General features: G+C 66.7%; 15 protein-coding genes. 5 read left to right on the forward strand and 10 right to left on the reverse strand.

Annotated elements, in window-relative coordinates; genetic code table 11:
• Window positions 1–11: 11 nt before the first annotated feature.
• The 3 genes from VH571_RS08370 to glgB all read left to right on the forward strand — a co-directional run bounded on the left by VH571_RS08370 (window position 12) and on the right by glgB (window position 4,820).
• On the forward strand, window positions 12–302 hold the full coding sequence (locus VH571_RS08370; RefSeq protein ID WP_055958714.1) for a DUF3072 domain-containing protein: 291 nt from the start codon (window positions 12–14) through the stop codon (window positions 300–302).
• Between the two features lie 324 nt (window positions 303–626).
• Entirely contained in the window at window positions 627–2,639 is a 2,013-nt protein-coding gene (locus VH571_RS08375; RefSeq protein WP_423264128.1) for an alpha-1,4-glucan--maltose-1-phosphate maltosyltransferase, read from the forward strand.
• A gap of 9 nt (window positions 2,640–2,648) precedes the next feature.
• Window positions 2,649–4,820 (forward strand): 1,4-alpha-glucan branching protein GlgB, encoded by a 2,172-nt coding sequence (gene glgB, locus VH571_RS08380; protein WP_423264129.1) that lies wholly within the window; start codon window positions 2,649–2,651, stop codon window positions 4,818–4,820.
• Between the two features lie 107 nt (window positions 4,821–4,927).
• On the opposite strand, the gene VH571_RS08385 is transcribed toward glgB, so the two are convergent.
• Both VH571_RS08385 and VH571_RS08390 read right to left on the reverse strand, forming a co-directional pair.
• Entirely contained in the window at window positions 4,928–5,911 is a 984-nt protein-coding gene (locus VH571_RS08385; RefSeq protein WP_423264131.1) for a tetratricopeptide repeat protein, read from the reverse strand.
• Window positions 5,908–7,686: a hypothetical protein gene (locus tag VH571_RS08390; protein ID WP_423264132.1), complete on the reverse strand. Its 1,779-nt coding sequence runs from the start codon at window positions 7,684–7,686 to the stop codon at window positions 5,908–5,910. Before VH571_RS08390 ends, VH571_RS08385 begins: the two co-directional genes overlap by 4 nt.
• A 217-nt stretch (window positions 7,687–7,903) precedes the next feature.
• On the opposite strand from VH571_RS08390, the gene VH571_RS08395 reads away from it, so the two are divergent.
• On the forward strand, window positions 7,904–9,664 hold the full coding sequence (locus VH571_RS08395) for a DivIVA domain-containing protein (RefSeq protein WP_423264133.1): 1,761 nt from the start codon (window positions 7,904–7,906) through the stop codon (window positions 9,662–9,664).
• 7 nt (window positions 9,665–9,671) lie between these two features.
• Window positions 9,672–10,730, forward strand: coding sequence for an AI-2E family transporter (locus VH571_RS08400; protein WP_055958725.1), 1,059 nt, complete (start codon window positions 9,672–9,674; stop codon window positions 10,728–10,730).
• A gap of 33 nt (window positions 10,731–10,763) precedes the next feature.
• Here VH571_RS08400 and VH571_RS08405 read toward each other — a convergent pair whose 3' ends face one another.
• From VH571_RS08405 to tsf, 8 genes are all read right to left on the reverse strand, one after another.
• Window positions 10,764–11,498 carry an alpha/beta hydrolase gene (locus tag VH571_RS08405; protein WP_423264135.1) on the reverse strand — a complete coding sequence of 245 codons (735 nt, stop codon included), beginning with the start codon at window positions 11,496–11,498 and terminating at the stop codon, window positions 10,764–10,766.
• Entirely contained in the window at window positions 11,495–11,800 is a 306-nt protein-coding gene (locus tag VH571_RS08410) for a hypothetical protein (protein WP_423264136.1), read from the reverse strand. The genes VH571_RS08405 and VH571_RS08410 overlap by 4 nt, the downstream gene beginning before the upstream one ends.
• Before the next feature lie 51 nt (window positions 11,801–11,851).
• Window positions 11,852–12,484: a transglycosylase SLT domain-containing protein gene (locus tag VH571_RS08415; protein ID WP_423264138.1), complete on the reverse strand. Its 633-nt coding sequence runs from the start codon at window positions 12,482–12,484 to the stop codon at window positions 11,852–11,854.
• Between the two features lie 244 nt (window positions 12,485–12,728).
• Window positions 12,729–13,286 carry a DivIVA domain-containing protein gene (locus VH571_RS08420; protein ID WP_235480919.1) on the reverse strand — a complete coding sequence of 186 codons (558 nt, stop codon included), beginning with the start codon at window positions 13,284–13,286 and terminating at the stop codon, window positions 12,729–12,731.
• Between the two features lie 67 nt (window positions 13,287–13,353).
• Window positions 13,354–14,331, reverse strand: a complete 978-nt coding sequence (locus tag VH571_RS08425) for a phosphatidate cytidylyltransferase (protein ID WP_423264139.1) — start codon at window positions 14,329–14,331, stop codon at window positions 13,354–13,356.
• Window positions 14,331–14,846, reverse strand: a complete 516-nt coding sequence (gene frr / locus VH571_RS08430; RefSeq protein WP_055961960.1) for a ribosome recycling factor — start codon at window positions 14,844–14,846, stop codon at window positions 14,331–14,333. Before frr ends, VH571_RS08425 begins: the two co-directional genes overlap by 1 nt.
• Before the next feature lie 107 nt (window positions 14,847–14,953).
• A complete protein-coding gene (pyrH, locus tag VH571_RS08435) occupies window positions 14,954–15,673 on the reverse strand; it encodes a UMP kinase (protein ID WP_055958737.1) in 720 nt (239 codons plus the stop codon).
• Between the two features lie 122 nt (window positions 15,674–15,795).
• Window positions 15,796–16,629 carry a translation elongation factor Ts gene (gene tsf / locus VH571_RS08440; protein WP_055958740.1) on the reverse strand — a complete coding sequence of 278 codons (834 nt, stop codon included), beginning with the start codon at window positions 16,627–16,629 and terminating at the stop codon, window positions 15,796–15,798.
• Window positions 16,630–16,670 lie beyond the last annotated feature (41 nt).

Raw genomic sequence — 16,670 nt, forward strand, 5'->3', positions numbered from 1 at the left:
CCGTTCCCCGCATGACCGATGCACCGGAAGACCAGACCCCCACCCCCGCCGACGCCCCCGAGGCCACGCCCGACACCACCACCGGCGAGACCCTCGGCGGTGCCCAGCCCGAGCCGGGCAACTCCGCCTCCAAAGACCCCGAAGAGTGGGTGACGGGCGACGAGCCCATCACCGGGCCGCAGAAGAGCTACCTGGACACGCTGGCGCGCGAGGCCGGCGAAGAGCTGTCGGCCGACATGACCAAGGCGGAGGCGAGCGAGCACATCGACCGCCTGCAGCAGAAGACCGGTCGCGGCGCGTAGCCACTAGGCGCTGACGCGTACTGCACGCCCGCACCGACCGACAGGGCCCATTCGGGTGAGGTCCTGGCGGTCGGGCGGTGCCGCGGCGGTGAGCCGGGGCGGGTGTGCCGGAGCGATTTCGGGTCTGCTCGGCGCACGACCGACATTAGCCGTCCCCCATTCTGCGGACACGATTCATTCGTGATTGACCTGCACCCAATTCGGGGGCCAGCACCATCTGCTCCCTTCTCTCCCACGTCGTCCGGGAGTCGCGTTCCGATCGACCGGGGTACCCCGAATGCGTCCGCTAGGCCAGGGCCCGGGCGAACCGGGTACGGTCATGGTGTGGCGAAGCGAACAGAATCCAGAGCCGGAACATCCACAGGACGAATCCCCATTGCGGGCCTCAGTCCCCGAACTCCCGACGACGTCTTCGATACGAAGGCGTTCGTCGGAGAAGTCGTGCCCTTCGAGGCCACGGTCTTCCGTGAGGGCCACGACATCATCGATGCCGCACTGGTCGTCACCGACCCGACCGGCGCCGTCACGAGGTCGCCGATGACCCTCGGCATCCCGGGCACCGACCGGTGGAGCACCGAGCATCTCTTCGAGGTCGAGGGCACCCACACGTGGTGGATCGAGGCCTGGAACGACGACTGGGCGACCTGGATGCACGCCGCCGAGATCAAGGTGCCCGCGGGGCAAGACGTCGACAACATGCTGGCCCTCGGCACCGAGCTGCTGCAGCGGGCTGCGCAACGCGACCCCGCGTCTGCTCTCTTCCGCGACGGGGCGAAAGCCCTAGGCAACGCCTCCCTGAGCGCAACCGCCCGCATGAGGGTCGCGAGCGATTCCCGCATAGCCGCCGCGCTTGCGGCGCAGCCTCTGGCGAGCCTCGTCACAGCGAGCCCCAAGAAGCACGTCCGAGTCGAGCGCACTCGTGCTGCGGTGGGCAGCTGGTACGAGTTCTTCCCCCGAAGCGAAGGGGCAAAGATCCGCGACGACGGATCCTGGACGAGCGGCACCTTCCGCACCGCCGCCCGTCGCCTTCCCGCAATCGCCCGCATGGGCTTCGACGTGGTCTACATCCCGCCGGTGCACCCGATCGGCCGTACGTTCCGCAAGGGGCCGAACAACACCCTCGAGGCCGGCCCCAACGACCCAGGGTCCCCCTACGCCATCGGCAGCGCCGACGGCGGGCACGACGCCGTCGACCCCGCGCTCGGCACCGTCGCCGACTTCGAATGGTTCGTCGGCGCCGCCAAGAACGTCGGGCTCGAGCTGGCCCTCGACCTCGCTCTGCAGTGCTCCCCCGACCACCCGTGGGTGCGAGAGCACCCCGAGTGGTTCACGACGCTTCCCGACGGCACGATCGCCTACGCCGAGAACCCGCCGAAGAAGTACCAAGACATCTATCCGCTCAACTTCGACAACGACTACGAGGGCTTGAGCGCCGAGATCCTCCGCATCGTCCGGCTCTGGATCGACCGCGGGGTCACCATCTTCCGGGTCGACAACCCGCACACGAAGCCGGTGCACTTCTGGGAGTGGCTGCTCCGCGACATCCGCGAAGACCACCCCGAGGTGGTGTTCCTCGCCGAGGCGTTCACGAAGCCCGCCATGATGCAGGCTCTCGCTCAGGTGGGCTTCCAGCAGTCGTACACCTACTTCACCTGGCGCAACGAGAAGTGGGAGCTCGAGGAGTACCTCGCCGAGCTCTCCGACGAGACCGGCGCCTGGTTCCGACCGAACTTCTTCGTCAACACGCACGACATCCTCACCCCTTACCTGCAGTACGGCGGGGTTCCGGCCTACAAGGTGCGTGCAGCGATCGCGGCGACCGCTTCACCGACCTGGGGGGTCTACTCGGGCTACGAGCTGATCGAGAACGTCGCACGACCGGGTTCCGAAGAGAACATCGACAACGAGAAATACGAGTTCAAGCCGCGCGACTGGGCCGCCGAAGAAGAGGCCGGAGCGAGCATCGCGCCCTACCTGACCCAACTGAACAGGATCCGCGGGCAGCACCCGGCACTGCGTCAACTGCGCAACCTGACGATCCACGGCAGCGACGACGACGCGATCCTCGTCTACTCGAAGTTCCTCGCCGGAAAGCACACCCGCTCCGGTCGCTCCGACGCCATCATCGTCGTGGCCAACACCGACCCGCACTCGGCCCGCGAGACCACTGTCCGGCTCGACCTCCGGGCCCTCGGGCTCGAACCCGGGTCGACCTTCACCGTCCGCGACCTCATCACCCAGCAGACCTGGACATGGACGGACGACAACTACGTTCGCCTCGACTCGTTCGTCGAACCCGCCCATGTGCTGTCCGTCGACTTCACCCGCACGCCCTAGGAGGCACCCGTGAGCACACAGAACCTCGTGATCCCCGCCCTCGACCCGAACGAGGCGCACCTCGTCTCGGTCGGCAGCCACCCGCGACCGCACACCGTGCTCGGGCCGCACCACGTCGACGCCGGCGTCCTCGTTCGCGTTCTCCGACCGCTCGCCTCGCAGGTGACGCTCATCATCGAGACGGGGGCGCGCCTCTCCATGAGCCACGTCACCGACGGCGTGTGGGAGGCGCTCGCCATCATCGAACCAGGCGCATACCGCATCGAGGCGACGTACGACGGAGGGGACGCCCCCTGGGTCGCCGACGACCCGTACCGGTTCTGGCCGACGGTTGGCGAGCTCGATCTCTACCTGTTCGGCGAAGGACGCCACGAAGAGCTCTGGAGGGTCTTCGGCTCGCACGTCCGCGAGCAGCAGGGCACCCTCGGCACCTCATTCGCCGTCTGGGCCCCGCACGCGCAGGCCGTCCGGGTCATGGGCGACTTCAACGGCTGGTACGGCGTCGCGCACGCCATGCGCCGTCTCGACGGCAACGGCATCTGGGAGCTCTTCGTCCCCGGTCTCACCGAGGGCACCTACAAGTACGAGATCCTGACGGCCGACGGCCGCTGGGTCGAGCGGGCCGACCCGATGGCACGGCAGGCCGAGATCCCGCCGTCGACCGGCTCCGTCATCACGAAGGCCGCCCACGAATGGGCCGACGCCGAGTGGATGGCCAAGCGTGCCAGCGTCGAACCGTCCACGCAGCCGATGAGTGTGTACGAGCTGCACGTCGGATCCTGGCGTCCTGGCCTCTCGTACCGCGAATTGGCCGACCACCTCATCGGCTACGTCTCCGATCTCGGGTTCACGCACGTCGAGTTCATGCCGTTGGCCGAGCACCCGTTCGGCGGATCCTGGGGTTATCAGGTCACGGGCTACTACGCCCCGACCTCGCGCTTCGGCTCCCCCGACGACCTCCGGTACCTGATCGACCGTCTCCACCAGGCCGGCATCGGCGTGATCATGGACTGGGTTCCCGGGCACTTCCCCAAAGACGAATGGGCCCTCGCCAACTTTGACGGTCAGCCCGTTTACGAGCACAGCGACCCGCGCCTGGGTGAGCAGCCCGACTGGGGAACGCTCGTGTTCAACTTCGGTGACTCGCAGGTGCGCAACTTCCTGGTGTCGAACGCGCTCTACTGGCTCGAGGAGTTCCACATCGACGGCCTCCGGGTCGACGCGGTGGCCTCCATGCTGTACCTCGACTACTCCCGCAACGAAGGCGAGTGGGTGCCGAACAAGTTCGGCGGCCGCGAAAACCTCGAGGCGATCTCGTTCCTGCAGGAAGCCAACGCGACGGCCTACAAGCGGAGCCCGGGCATCATGATGATCGCCGAGGAGTCGACGTCGTGGCCCGGCGTCACGCGCCCTACCAGCGAGGGCGGCCTCGGCTTCGGCCTCAAGTGGAACATGGGCTGGATGCACGACTCGCTCGAGTACATCCAGCGAGACCCGATGTACCGCAGCTACCACCACTCCGAGATGACATTCTCGTTCGTCTACGCGTTCAGCGAGAACTTCATGCTGCCCATCAGCCACGACGAAGTCGTGCACGGCAAGGGCTCCCTCATCGGCAAGATGCCAGGAGACGAGTGGCAGAAACTCGCCAACCTCCGCGCCTACCTGGCCTTCATGTGGGGCCACCCCGGCAAGCAGTTGCTCTTCATGGGCTCCGAGTTCGGCCAGCAGTCGGAGTGGAGCGAGCAGCGCGGCCTCGACTGGTGGGTGCTCGACCAGCCCGAGCACCAGGGTCTGCACTCACTCGTGCGCACCCTGAACCTCGTCTACAGCGCCGAGAAGCCCCTCTGGGAGCACGACTTCGACACCGACGGCTTCGAGTGGATCGACGGCGGTCTCAGCGAAGACAGTGTCGTCGCGTTCCTGCGCAAGTCCGACGACGGAGCGAAGGTGGCCGTTCTCGCCAACTTCTCCGGTCAGCCGGTCACCCGTCGACTCGGGCTTCCCGTTGCCGGCGAATGGCACGAGATCCTCAATACCGACGCCGGTGAATACGGTGGATCCGGTGTCGGCAACTTCGGAGGTGTCACGGCGACCAACGACCCCTGGGGCGGACGCCCGGCCTCGGCCGAGGTCACGCTGCCGCCGCTCGGTGTCGTTTGGCTGAAGCTAGGCGCCTGAGCCGCGCGGCCCGGTGCCGTTACACGTATCCCGGTCTCTCCGACCTGCCGCGGCAGGCCGGTGAGACCGGGATTCGTGTGTCGGCGGATGCCGAGAGCGGCAAACGCTTAGTACAGCAGCATCGTCAGACGACGCCGCGCGGCCACGACCTCGGGTGCGTCGAGCCCTGCGACCTCGAAGTACTCGAGCAGACGCGTGCGCGCCGCGTCTTTGCCCGGCTGGTCGAGCTTCGGAAAGAGCGTGAGGATCCGATCGAAGGCGTCGGTCACGTGCCCACCGCTCAGGTCGAGATCGGCGACTGCCAGCTGGGCGTCGAGATCGTCGGGCGACGAGGCTCCCGCAGCCCTCACGTCGGCCATCGTCACACCCTGGAGGCGGGCGAGCAGCGAGACCTGCGCCAACCCCGCCACCGCGAGGTTGTCGCGGGGATCCTGAGCGATCGCCGTGGTGTACGCCGCCTTCGCCGCGTCGTAGTCACCCCGCTCGATGGCGTCGTAGGCGTCTTGGTGGTGCGGCGGCAGAGGCTCGGGCTCGGGTTCGCCCGTGGCCTCAGCAACGTCACCGTCGACTGACAGTCGACCGGTCACCCCGTTCTGCGCGGCCAGTTCGAGCACCTGCTCGAAGACATCGCGCACCTGCGCTTCGGGAAGCGCGCCGACGAAGAGCGACACGGGGCGCCCCGCGATGACGGCGGCCACTGTGGGGATCGACTGGGCCTGGAAGGCCTGCGTCAGCTGCGGGTTCGTGTCGGCGTCGACCTTGGCGAGCACCAACCGGCCGGCATATTCGACGATCAACTTCTCGAGGATCGGCGAGAGCTGCTTGCATGGGCCGCACCACTCGGCCCAGATGTCGACAATGACCGGCACCTGGTTGCTCAGGTCGAGGATGGACGAGAACGTGGCGTCGGTGACGTCGACCACGAGCGAGGGGACGCCCGCTGCGGGTGCAGCGCCCTCGGCGCCGGATGCTGCGGGCGTCGCCGGGGATCCTTCGGTGTGACCGGGAGCGGGTGCTGCCGGACGGTTCACCAGGGAGGAGAGGTCGACGGCGCCGCGAAGACTGGCGGCGCTCGGAGGGACGTTGCTCATGAGACTTCTTTCGCTGAGATCAGTGCTTGGCTGAAGCCGAGGAGGACGATCTTGTCGTCGCTGCCGACGGGCGGGACGGAGAAGAGGAGTTCGACTCCATACGTCGCCTCGATGCCCTTCGTCGACTTGTCGACACCGGAGAGCGATTTGACTTCGCCCTCGGTGTTGACCTCGGCACCCTTCTTGGTCGGTGTGACGGTCTCGGTCTCGTTGATGGCCACCGAGACGATTGCACCGGCGTCGTTGGTCGCGAAGGCGATGCTCGGCTCGTCGTTCACTGAACTCGAGTAGGCGATCTTGGCCGTGGCGGGCAAGGCCGCCGCCTTCTTGTCTTTGTACGATTTGCCGATCTTCGGGCGGAGCGTGTCGCCGCTCGTCTGGAAAGCCGCGGCCGAAGCGCTCTCCTTGCCGTCTTTCAAGACGTCGGCGTAGGCGGCGGCGATCTTGTCGGGTTCCATCGCGAGCAACTTGACGTCGGGTGCGAGACGAGCCGCCCCGGTCGTCGCCGGAGCGACCTTGGGAATCTCGGCACCCGCCTCGAGGCCGACGAGATAGTCGACCTTGAACGCGTCGCGCGCGGACTCCTGCGTCAGCATCACGCCGACGGGCGCAACCTTCGTGGAGTCGTTGTCTTTGACCAGTGCGAACACGGTACGCGGCCACGAGTCGGTCTGCTGCGGTAGCGTCAGCGTCACCGAACCCGTCGGGATCGACACGGGCAGAGCGGCCGAATCGTCGTTCTTGCGGATCGCATAGCTGGCTGTGCGCTGCTCGAGCGCAGGGCCGGTGAATCGAGTCGACGCCAGGTCGGTGCTGCCCGCCTTGTCAGCTCGGGTCTGCACGCTGACGATGCGCTCGATGATCCGCTTGGCCTGGGCGACCGTCACTGCCGGCGGCTGGAGGGCGTCGCCGGGTGCCTCGGCGGAGGCGGACGGTGTCGGCGTTGCCGTGGCGGCCGTCGAGTCGGACGATCCCTGGGGCCAGTAGTCGGACGAGCAGCCAGCGAGGCCGAGGGCCCCGACGAGCACGATCGGCACGACGGCGACCATGCGCCGACCGCGACTGCCCTTGCCCGCCGACGCACCGAGCGCTGCACGGCGTGACGATCGCACGGAGCCCTGACGCTCGGCACGAGGAAGCTTGGGGCGACGACCGCCACCCGACGAACGACGAGGCCCACGGGTGCGACGGTGGTGGACGATCGCCCACACGAAGAGGCCGATGCCGATGAGGAACACGAGGAGGCCTGCCGTCACGAGCGGTCCGACGAGCGGGGTCGCGGTCGACAGCGGCCAGCTCACCGAGAGGTTCGACGGCGCCGGCTTGGTGCCGTCGGTCGCCACGATGAGAGAGATGTCGTCGGGCGCGTCAAGCGAGAAGTTGAGGGCCTGGCCGGAGAACTCGGTGTACCAGAGATCAGAATCACGAGGATCCGGCACCGACCCCGATGTTCCCTCGACGGTCTTGCTCACCAGCTTCTTCAGCGAGGCGTCGTACGACACCGTGTTGTGAGCAGAGTCGCCGACCCAGGCGGTGATGTCGGCGGTCTTCGCGTAGGCGGCGAACGACGTGCCATCCCCTTCGATGTGGATGCTCTCCCGCCCCGGGTACGCCTTCAGGGCGCTGGCCGGGATGATCGTGACGGGGGCGGACGACGTGGTCGTCACCGACGAGGTCACCGAGTCGGGCGGCGCGAAGACCGTCCGCTGAGCGAGCCCGAGGAGCACCAACAGAGCCGCGATCACCAGGGTGATGACGGCCAAGACGAAACGCACGAGATTTTCTCCCTTCGTGCCACCATCCGGGTATCTGGCGGCAGCGAATTTAAGACCCTTCAGGGTAGCCGACGACTCTGAGAGACGCCTAGCCAGCATGAGAGGCCAGGAATCCCGCTAAAATGCGGAGGTTGGCCGCCCTCGGGCATGCCACCGCCGTCCACCGTTCTCGTGTCCCGTTAGATATCCGGGCTCGCCCCAACCACAGGGAGACATCGTGGCCACTGATGAGGCTGAATTCGGAACCGAACTCCGCGGGTACAAGAAGGAGGAGGTCGAGAAAGCTCTCGGCGATCTCCGGCGAGAAATGATCAAGGCGAACAACGACCGAGCCGAACAGGCCGAATCGGCACGGCAGCTGTCGCACCGCATCGAAGAGCTCGAAGACGAACTCGAAGAGGTCGGGGAGCCGAGCTACAAGGGCCTCGGGGCCAAACTCGAAAACACGCTTCGGCTCGCGGAAGAGCAGTCGAACGACCTCATCGCCAAGACCGAGCGCGACGCAGCCGAACTTCGCTCGACGACCAGCGCCGAGGCCGAGCGAGTCACCGACGAAGCACGTGAGCGCGCCGCCGACATCCTCGACGACGCCCGCGGCCGCGCCGCCGCCCAGGTCGAAGAGTCGACCGGAGAGGCCGATCGCCTCGTGGCCCGGGCTCGCGACGACGCGGCGGCAATGATCGCCGATGCCGAACGGGATGCGGCTGCTACGCGCACGAACGCCTCCACCGAGGCCGCCGAGGCCATGGCGTCGGCGAAGCGCGAAGCCGCCGCCCTTCGTGCCGCCGCCGAACGCGAGGTCGCTGACCTCAGGGCGGCCGTCGAGGCCGAGGTCGCCAAGGCACGCGAAGGTGCAGCAGACCTCGCACGCGACACCGAGGAGGGCCGCGCCCTTCTCGCAAGCGACACCGAGCGCCAGCGCGCCGAACTCGAACTCGAGTCCACCACCGTCCGCGACGATCTGGCCCGGCTCGACGAGACGACCCGCGCCGACCTCGAACGCGAGGTCGCCGCACGGCGCGACTCGCTCGATCGCGAGGTCGTCGGCACCCGAACCGAACTTGCCGAAGAGATCACGAACGGCCGAGCCGAACTCGACCGCGAGATCACCGCGGCCCGGGCCCTTCTCGCAAGCGACACGGCGACCGCCCGCGAGGCCCTCGCTCGAGAGGCTGAGAGCACCCGCGCCGAGCTCGACCGCGAGGTCGCCGATGCGCACGCCGATATCGAAGCCGCCCGGCTCGCCAGTACGGAAGAGATCGAACGCACCACCCGCGAGACCCGGGAGCAGATCGACCGCGACTTGACGCAGACCCGCGACCGCATCGAGCGCGATCTTGCTGATCACCAGGCCGGGATCGCCGCCGAAGCCGCTCGCGCCCGCTCCGAGCTCGACGCCGATCTCGCCGAGACGCGCGCCCGCCTGGCCCACGACGACGACGAACAGCGCACCCGCCTCCGTGGCGAGCGCGAGACCTTCGATGCCGAGATCGCTGCCGATCGCGACCGGATCGCTGCTGAACTCGAGAGGGAGGCCCACTCGGCCCGCACCGCTCTCGAGGTCGAGCTGGCGACGCGACGCGACGAGGCCGAGCAAGACTACGTCCAGCGGCACCACGACGCCGTCGAAGAGACTCAGACGTTCCTCGACGAGGCGAACGCTCAACTCTCCGACGTGACCGAGCGTGCAGAGACCAAGCGCAAAGAGGCCCGCGAGGCGGAGGCGAACGCCTACGCCGCGGCGCGCAAGACCCGCGCCGAGTCGGAGCGAGTGGCGAACGAGACCCTGAGCAATGCCCGCTCGCGCGCCGAGTTCCTCGTCACCGATGCGGAGCGCCAGGCGCGCGGCATCATCGGCGACGCCGAAGAGCGCCTGTCGGCAATCAACCGGGAGCGCGACTCCGTGGCGGCCTACTTCGAGAACCTCCGGGGCATGGTCGGCCAGGTAGCCGAGTCGCAGTCCCAGCAGGGCGAGTGATCCTCGCGTGAGAATCTCCAACGCGTACCGTCTCGGCCTCCTCGGTGGCCTCGGCGTCTTGACGGCGATCCTCATCGGCACCGCCCTCGGTGAGCTGTCGACGATCATCACCTATGTCGGCGTCGCCCTCTTCCTCGCCCTCGGGCTCGACCCGGTGGTGCGGTGGCTCGAGAACCGTCACGTCCCCCGGCCCCTGGCGATCACCATCGTCATGGTCGGAGTCCTCCTCGCCTTCGTCGGCGTCGTCTTCGCGATCGTGCCCACCATCGTGCAGCAGACCTCGACGCTCGTCACCAACCTCTCGACCTACCTGCAGAGCGTGACGGCGCAGCAGTTCGTCGACAATCTCCAGTCGCTCGTCCCCAAAGACGCCTTCGACGTGCAAGACAGCCTTAACTCCGTCGTCGACTTCCTCACCGATCCGAAGAACGTCGTCGCCATCGGCGGAGGCGTGCTCGCGGTGGGGGTGGCGATCTCGAACGGCCTCGCCGGGGTCCTGATCGTCCTGATTCTCACGCTCTACTTCATGGCGTCGCTCGACAGCATGAAGCGCGGGGTCTCGCAGTTGATTCCCCGCTCGAGTCGACCCGAATACATCCGGCTCTCCGATCAGATCTCGAGCTCGATCGGCCGCTACGTCATCGGGCAGGTGGCCCTTGCGCTCCTCAACGGAATCCTGAGCTTCGTCGTACTGTCGATCTCGGGTGCGCAGTTGCCGGCCTTCTTCGCCTTCATCGCGTTCATCGGCGCCCTGATCCCGCTGGTAGGCACAGTCGGGGCGGCAGCCGTCATCGTCCTCGCCCAGGTAGCGCTCCTTCCCCTCTCCCCCGCGACCTGGATCTTCCTCGCGATCTACTACCTCGTCTACATGCAGGTAGAGGCGTACATCCTCGCGCCGCGTGTGATGCGACGCGCAGTCAAGGTTCCGGGCGTGATCGTGATCATCTCGGCCCTCGTCGGCGGCACTCTGCTGGGCGTGCTCGGCGCTCTCATCGCCGTTCCCGTCGCAGCGGCTGTCCTCTTGATCGTGCGCGAGGTCGTCATCCCTCGCCAGAACACGAAATAGGCGCGTTCGGCCGCTCCGGCAGGGGCCTGCTTTCTAAGACCAGGTCTCGCCGAGAGGGAGTGCCGTCGGGTTGACGACATCGACAATCTCGGTAAGCACGCGCCGGGTCTGATTCTCTCCGACCCACAGGTGCTTGCCGCCCGCGACTTCGATGAGCTCTGTCTCGGGCACGGCCGCGAAGCGTTGACGGGCTGCCTCGGGGCGGAGGAAGTCATCGAACTCGGGAATGATCGCGACGAGACGGCGCCCACTCCCTGCCCACCGACGCAACTCATCGTCGGTAGTGCGGGCGAGGGGTGGCGAAAGAAGAATGGCACCCGCGATGTCATGCTCGAGGCCGTGCTTGAGCGCCACCTCGGTGCCGAACGACCAGCCAACCAGCCACGGTGTCGGAAGCCCGCGCTCGGTGACGAAGGCGATCGCCGCCGCAAGGTCGAAGCGTTCGGTCTCACCGTCGCCGAATTCCCCTTCGGAACGACCCCGGGGCGACGAGGCGCTACGGAAGTTGAACCGCAAGACGGCCATGTCGGCCTGGGCCGGGAGACGAGCGGCGGCTTTGCGAATAACGTGGGAGTCCATGAACCCTCCTGCGGTCGGCAGGGGGTGCAGGGTCAGAAGGGTGCCGGAGGGTGCAGCATCGACCGGCAGCGCCAGCTCTCCCACGAGCGTGAGCCCATCGGTGGTGTGCAGCTCGATGTCGCTTCGTCTCGCCGGAAGCTCGACTCCGCCGCGAACGTCGATGCTCGATCTGGACGGCTGTTCTGTCACGCGATCCTCCAACAGTGGGTGTGCCAGTGACGCCGCGCAGCGAGGTCGCTCTCGGCGCCGAAGAGACCGTCGGCGCGCCAAGCGACCACGTGGGGTGTGCCTGGTTCGATCGACTTGCTGCACCCGGGACAGACGTACGCTTTGGGAGACGAGGCCCCTGAGATCGACTGGACGACGAACTCGCGCCCCCGCTTGACCTCGGTCTGTTGGCCACCGAAGAGGATCCGGCCGAGGTCGCTCGACTCCGACTCGATCTCCGCCCCCCGACCCCGGGGGCGCCGAGGTCGGTTACTTCGAGGCATAGATAAAACCTTAGCGAACGAGACGCAAGTAGGCCTCGATCGAAGAGTCGCTCAGTACCAGTTGTTGGCGACCGAGTGCGCCCAGGCGCCACACGGGTTTCCGTAGCGACCCTGGATGTAGTTCAGGCCCCAGGTGATCTGGGTGGCCGGGTTGGTCTGCCAGTCGGCGCCGACGGACGACATCTTGCTGCCAGGAAGGGCCTGCGGGATTCCGTAGGCACCGGACGGGTTGGCCGCGTAGACGTTCCAACCCGACTCCTTGTTCCAGAGCGAGACGAGGCAGTTGTACTGGTCGGTGCCCCAGCCTCGGGCGGCGACGAGCTCGGCGCCGATCGCTTGGGCGCTACCGGGCGTTGCGGCCGCAGCAGCGGGAGCCGCAGTGACTGCAGGTGTCGCCGATGCGGACGAGTCGGTCGCCGTAGCGGTGTCGGTCTCGGTCGTGTCGGCCGTCACCACGGGTGCCGCCTTCTTGACGACGGGCGCGGTGTACTCGACGGTGTAAGCGTCGCGACTCGTCGCCACGGTGGCACCGGAGGCGACCGTGTAGCTCTGCCCGGCTGCGACCTGAGCCGAGGGTGCAGTCGGCGCGAGTGAGACGGGCGCTGCGGTTGCGGCCACGGCCCCCGACAGCGGGTTCACCAGAGAGGCCGAGACGAACGCGAAGCTGGCCGCGAAACCGACCAAGGGAACGATGACTCGCTGGCTGGTACGACGCCGACCTGCGGGGCGGGCGGCGAAGGACGCACCCGCTGCTTCAACAGGGCGAACCTGGCGGACCGGAGTGGAAACGCGAGGTCGGGGAACGACTGCCCGGTGCTCGTGCCTCGACGTACGGTCGGAGGACGGAACTGCGGATGCCTGAACTGCGGAGTGCCTACCCATAAGTTCGACAACTATAACGGATGGATCACGCTCCGCCAAGGGCGACTCACCGGACGGCGAGCATCACATCGATCACCGAATCGAGCACCAGGTCGACCTGGCCCTCGCGGTAACCGCCGCGTTTCGGGCGGAATACACTCGTGCGCACCTCTTCGATGCTCAGCGCGCGCCCCTCCGAGAAATACCCCTGCAGCCGCTCGACCAGGCTATCGACGTCTTTGGGGTGGTACCCCGCCGAAAGGAACGTGACACGGTCGAAACGCCGCCCCTCCGGCCTCTCCAACCGGGCGACGATGGCCTCGGCGGTCGATCGGGCCTCGGCGAACCAGGTCTCGTCGCCCGTAGCCCGGAGCACCCGGTCGCGCTCCCTCATGGCGAAGGCGTCTTCGAGACGCTCGAGGGCTGCGTCAACATGCGCGGGCTCGTAGCCCTTCTTGACCATGCCGAAGGCGGTGTGCCGAATCGTCTCGGCCGAGACGGTCGCCTCGGAGACGGTCGTGGAGTCGCTCGAATACGCGGCTCTAGCCCGCTTCAAGAACTCCTCCACCTGATCGATGTCGTAGCCGCGGGTCGAACCGGTCACTCTCGGGAAAGTCGCACTCACGCCGACCATTGTGCCGCACGAACAGCCCGGCCCGAACTCCCAGAGCAGAAGAGCCCAGGATCCGACGTCAAGCGAAGATCAGATAGAGCGCGTACGCGACTACCGCCGACGGCAGAGTCGAGTCGAGTCGATCCAGGAATCCCCCGTGGCCGGGCAACCAGGCCGAGATGTCTTTGATGCCCAGATCGCGTTTGATCAGCGACTCCGTCAGGTCGCCGACAGTGGCGGTCAACGTCAGAACCGCTCCGAGGATGATGCCGAGCCACCAGGGCTCGTGAATCATGAACACGGAGATCAAGACTCCGGCGATCATGGCGGACGCCGCGGATCCTGCGAAGCCCTCCCAGGTCTTCTTGGGCGAGATCCGCGGGGCCATCTTGTGCTTGCCGAAATTGAGCCCGGTCGCGTACGCGCCCGTGTCGACCGCGATGACGATGATGAGTGTGCCGAGCGCCCACCACTGGCCGCCCTCCTGGGCGGTGAGGAGGACGAGGAAGGATCCGAGGAACGTCGTGTAGATCTGCACGAAGGCGCCGGCCGCGAGGTCGCGACCGGTGTCGGCTGCCGACGCCCGTCGAGACGGCAGGGCTTGTTCGACAAGCCGCCAGACGGAGATGACGACGACGCCGCCCAGAAGGACGAGCCACTGCCCCTCCGCCTTCCAGACGTAGGAGGCGACGACCACGGCCATCGCCACGACCACGCTCGGGATGCGCGGCACCTTGCGACCCGCTGACCTCAGCGCGTTCGTCAGCTCGATGACGATGAAGAAGATCAGCGCGGCCGCGACGATGACGAAGACCCACTTGACCAGAACCAGGCTAAGTAGCACAGACCCGCCGAGACCGACCCCGATGCCGATAGCTGCGGGGAGGTTGCGGCCGGTGCGCGCCGTCAGCTTCTCGTTGCTGGCTTCGAGCCGCGCGCGCTGCGCACGGAGATTAGCCTCGAGTTCGTGGCGCGCGTTGTGCGCACGCTCGTCGAAGTCGGGTCTCTTCTGGTTCGACGAACCAGACGGATCAGGATCGGAAGGAGCCGTGCCCATCAGACTTCGAGCAGCTCCGCTTCTTTCTTCTTCAAAGCGTCGTCGATCTGGTCGACGAAGCCCTTCGTGATCGACTCGAGCTCTTTCTCGGCGCGAGCCACCTCGTCGTCGCCGACCTCGGTCTGCGAGTCGAGGTCGTCTTTGGCCTTGCGGCGGATGTTGCGGACGGCGATCTTCGCGTCTTCGCCCTTGCCACGAACGATCTTCACGAACTCTTTGCGGCGATCCTGCGTCAGCTCGGGAATGGTCACCCGAATGATGGTGCCGTCGTTCGACGGAGACGCGCCGAGGTTCGGGAAGGTCGTGATGGCCTTCTCGATCTCTTTGAGAGCGGTCTTGTCGTACGGGGTCACGATGAGCGTGCGTGCCTCAGGCGCCTGCAGCGAGGCGAGCTGAGCCAACGGCGTCGGGGTGCCGTAGTAGTCGACGGGGATCTTCTGGAACAGCGCCGGGTTGATGCGTCCGGTTCGTACGGTGTTGAAGTCGTCTTTCGCGACCTCGACCGCCTTGCGCATCTTGTCTTTGGTCTCGGTCAATACGTCGGTGATCGCCACAGTGCTCCTTAGTTCGTCGTCAGCTTACCCGGGCCGCCCCGGTGGTTACCGGGGCCGCGCCGAGCCCGTCAGTTGCTGACGAGCGTTCCGATCCGCTCGCCACGGATTGCGCGAGCCACGTTGCCCTCGCCCTCCATGCCGAAGACGTGCATCGGCATTCCGTTGTCCATGCAGAGGCTGAATGCAGTCGAGTCGACCACTTTCAGACCCTTGACCAGGGCGTCCTGGTAGGTGAGATGGTCGAGCTTGACAGCGGTCGGATCGAGGCGAGGGTCGGCCGAATAGACGCCGTCCACTCCGTTCTTCGCGACGAGCACCTCTTCGGCACCGATCTCAAGTGCCCGCTGAGCCGACACGGTATCGGTCGAGAAGTAGGGCAACCCGGCGCCGGCACCGAAGATCACGATGCGGCCCTTCTCGAGGTGGCGTGCGGCACGCCGCGGAATGTAGGGCTCGGCGACCTGCGTCATCGAGATGGCCGACTGGACCCTTGTGGAGGCTCCGGTCTGCTCCAGGAAGTCTTGCAGGGCGAGGGCGTTCATCACGGTGCCCAGCATGCCCATGTAGTCGGCGCGGCCGCGATCCATGCCGCGTTGGCTCAGCTCGGCCCCACGGAAGAAGTTGCCTCCGCCGACGACGATCGCGACCTCGACCTCGCTAGAGGCCTCGGCGATCTCGCGGGCCAGTGCGCTCACGACGTCGGGATTCACTCCCAGCGAGCCTCCGCCGAATGACTCTCCCGAGAGTTTCAGGAGGACCCGCCTGCGTGCGATCTTCGGTGTCTTCATCGTGCTGGTCTCCCTCTGGTGATGTCTCAGGTCAGGTTATCGAGAAATGGGGGCGGTGAAATCAGGGCAGAGAAATGGGGCCCGAGACGAGTGATCGTCTCAGGCCCCAATCATGCAAGACGCTACGCGCCGACCTTGATCCGGGCGAAGCCCTGAACGGTCATGCCGGCCTCGTCGAGGACCTTCTGCACGGACAGCTTGCTGTCTTTTGCATAGGCCTGGTCGAGAAGGGCGATCTCCTTGAAGAAGCCCGTCAGGCGACCTTCGATGATCTTCGGCAGAGCAGCTTCCGGCTTGCCCTCGTTCTTCGCGGTCTCGGTGACGATGGCGCGCTCGCGCTCGACCTCGTCGGCCGGAACCTCGTCGCGGCTGATGAACTTCGGGTCAGCGAAGGCCACGTGCTGCGCAATGGAACGAGCGGTCTCGGCATCGCCACCGGTGTACCCGACGACCACGCCGACCTGCGGAGGCAGATCTTTGGAGGTCTTGTGGAGGTAGATGGCGAACTCGGTGCCCGGCACGGTAGCGACGGTGCGGAGTTCGACCTTCTCACCGAGAAGGGCGGCCTCCTGGTCGACATACGCGGCGACCGTCTGGTCATCCGCGAGGATGGCAGCGTTGCCGGTCGCGGCGTCGTCGGCGCCCGAGGCGGCGACGGCGTCGAGAACGGTCTCGGCCAGAGCGATGAACTTGGTGTTCTTCGCAACGAAGTCGGTCTCGCTGGCGAGCTCGATGATCGTGGCGGTGCCGGCGGTACCGGGCTTGGCGGTCACGAGACCGGCGGTCGTCGTGCGACCCTCGCGCTTTGCAACGCCCTTCAGGCCCTTGACGCGGAGGATCTCGATCGCCTTGTCGAGGTCGCCGTCGGCTTCGACGAGTGCGTTCTTGCTGTCGAGCATGCCCGCGCCGAGACGGTCGCGAAGCACCTTGACATCGGCAAGTGAGTAGTTGGCCATAGATGTGCCCACCTTTCGTGGATCAGAGGCTGAATCGTGAG

The organism is Frondihabitans sp. 4ASC-45 (genome assembly GCF_049472575.1).
In the GTDB taxonomy this organism is placed as follows: domain Bacteria; phylum Actinomycetota; class Actinomycetes; order Actinomycetales; family Microbacteriaceae; genus Frondihabitans.

Excerpts from the sequence above, each read along its gene's own strand:
- VH571_RS08410 (WP_423264136.1), bottom strand. The coding sequence starts at position 11,800 with ATGCCTCGAAGTAACCGACCTCGGCGCCCCCGGGGTCGGGGGGCGGAG.
- VH571_RS08425 (WP_423264139.1), bottom strand. The coding sequence starts at position 14,331 with ATGGGCACGGCTCCTTCCGATCCTGATCCGTCTGGTTCGTCGAACCAG.
- pyrH (WP_055958737.1), bottom strand. The coding sequence starts at position 15,673 with ATGAAGACACCGAAGATCGCACGCAGGCGGGTCCTCCTGAAACTCTCG.
- frr (WP_055961960.1), bottom strand. The coding sequence starts at position 14,846 with ATGCGCAAGGCGGTCGAGGTCGCGAAAGACGACTTCAACACCGTACGA.
- VH571_RS08370 (WP_055958714.1), top strand. The coding sequence starts at position 12 with ATGACCGATGCACCGGAAGACCAGACCCCCACCCCCGCCGACGCCCCC.
- tsf (WP_055958740.1), bottom strand. The coding sequence starts at position 16,629 with ATGGCCAACTACTCACTTGCCGATGTCAAGGTGCTTCGCGACCGTCTC.
- VH571_RS08385 (WP_423264131.1), bottom strand. The coding sequence starts at position 5,911 with ATGAGCAACGTCCCTCCGAGCGCCGCCAGTCTTCGCGGCGCCGTCGAC.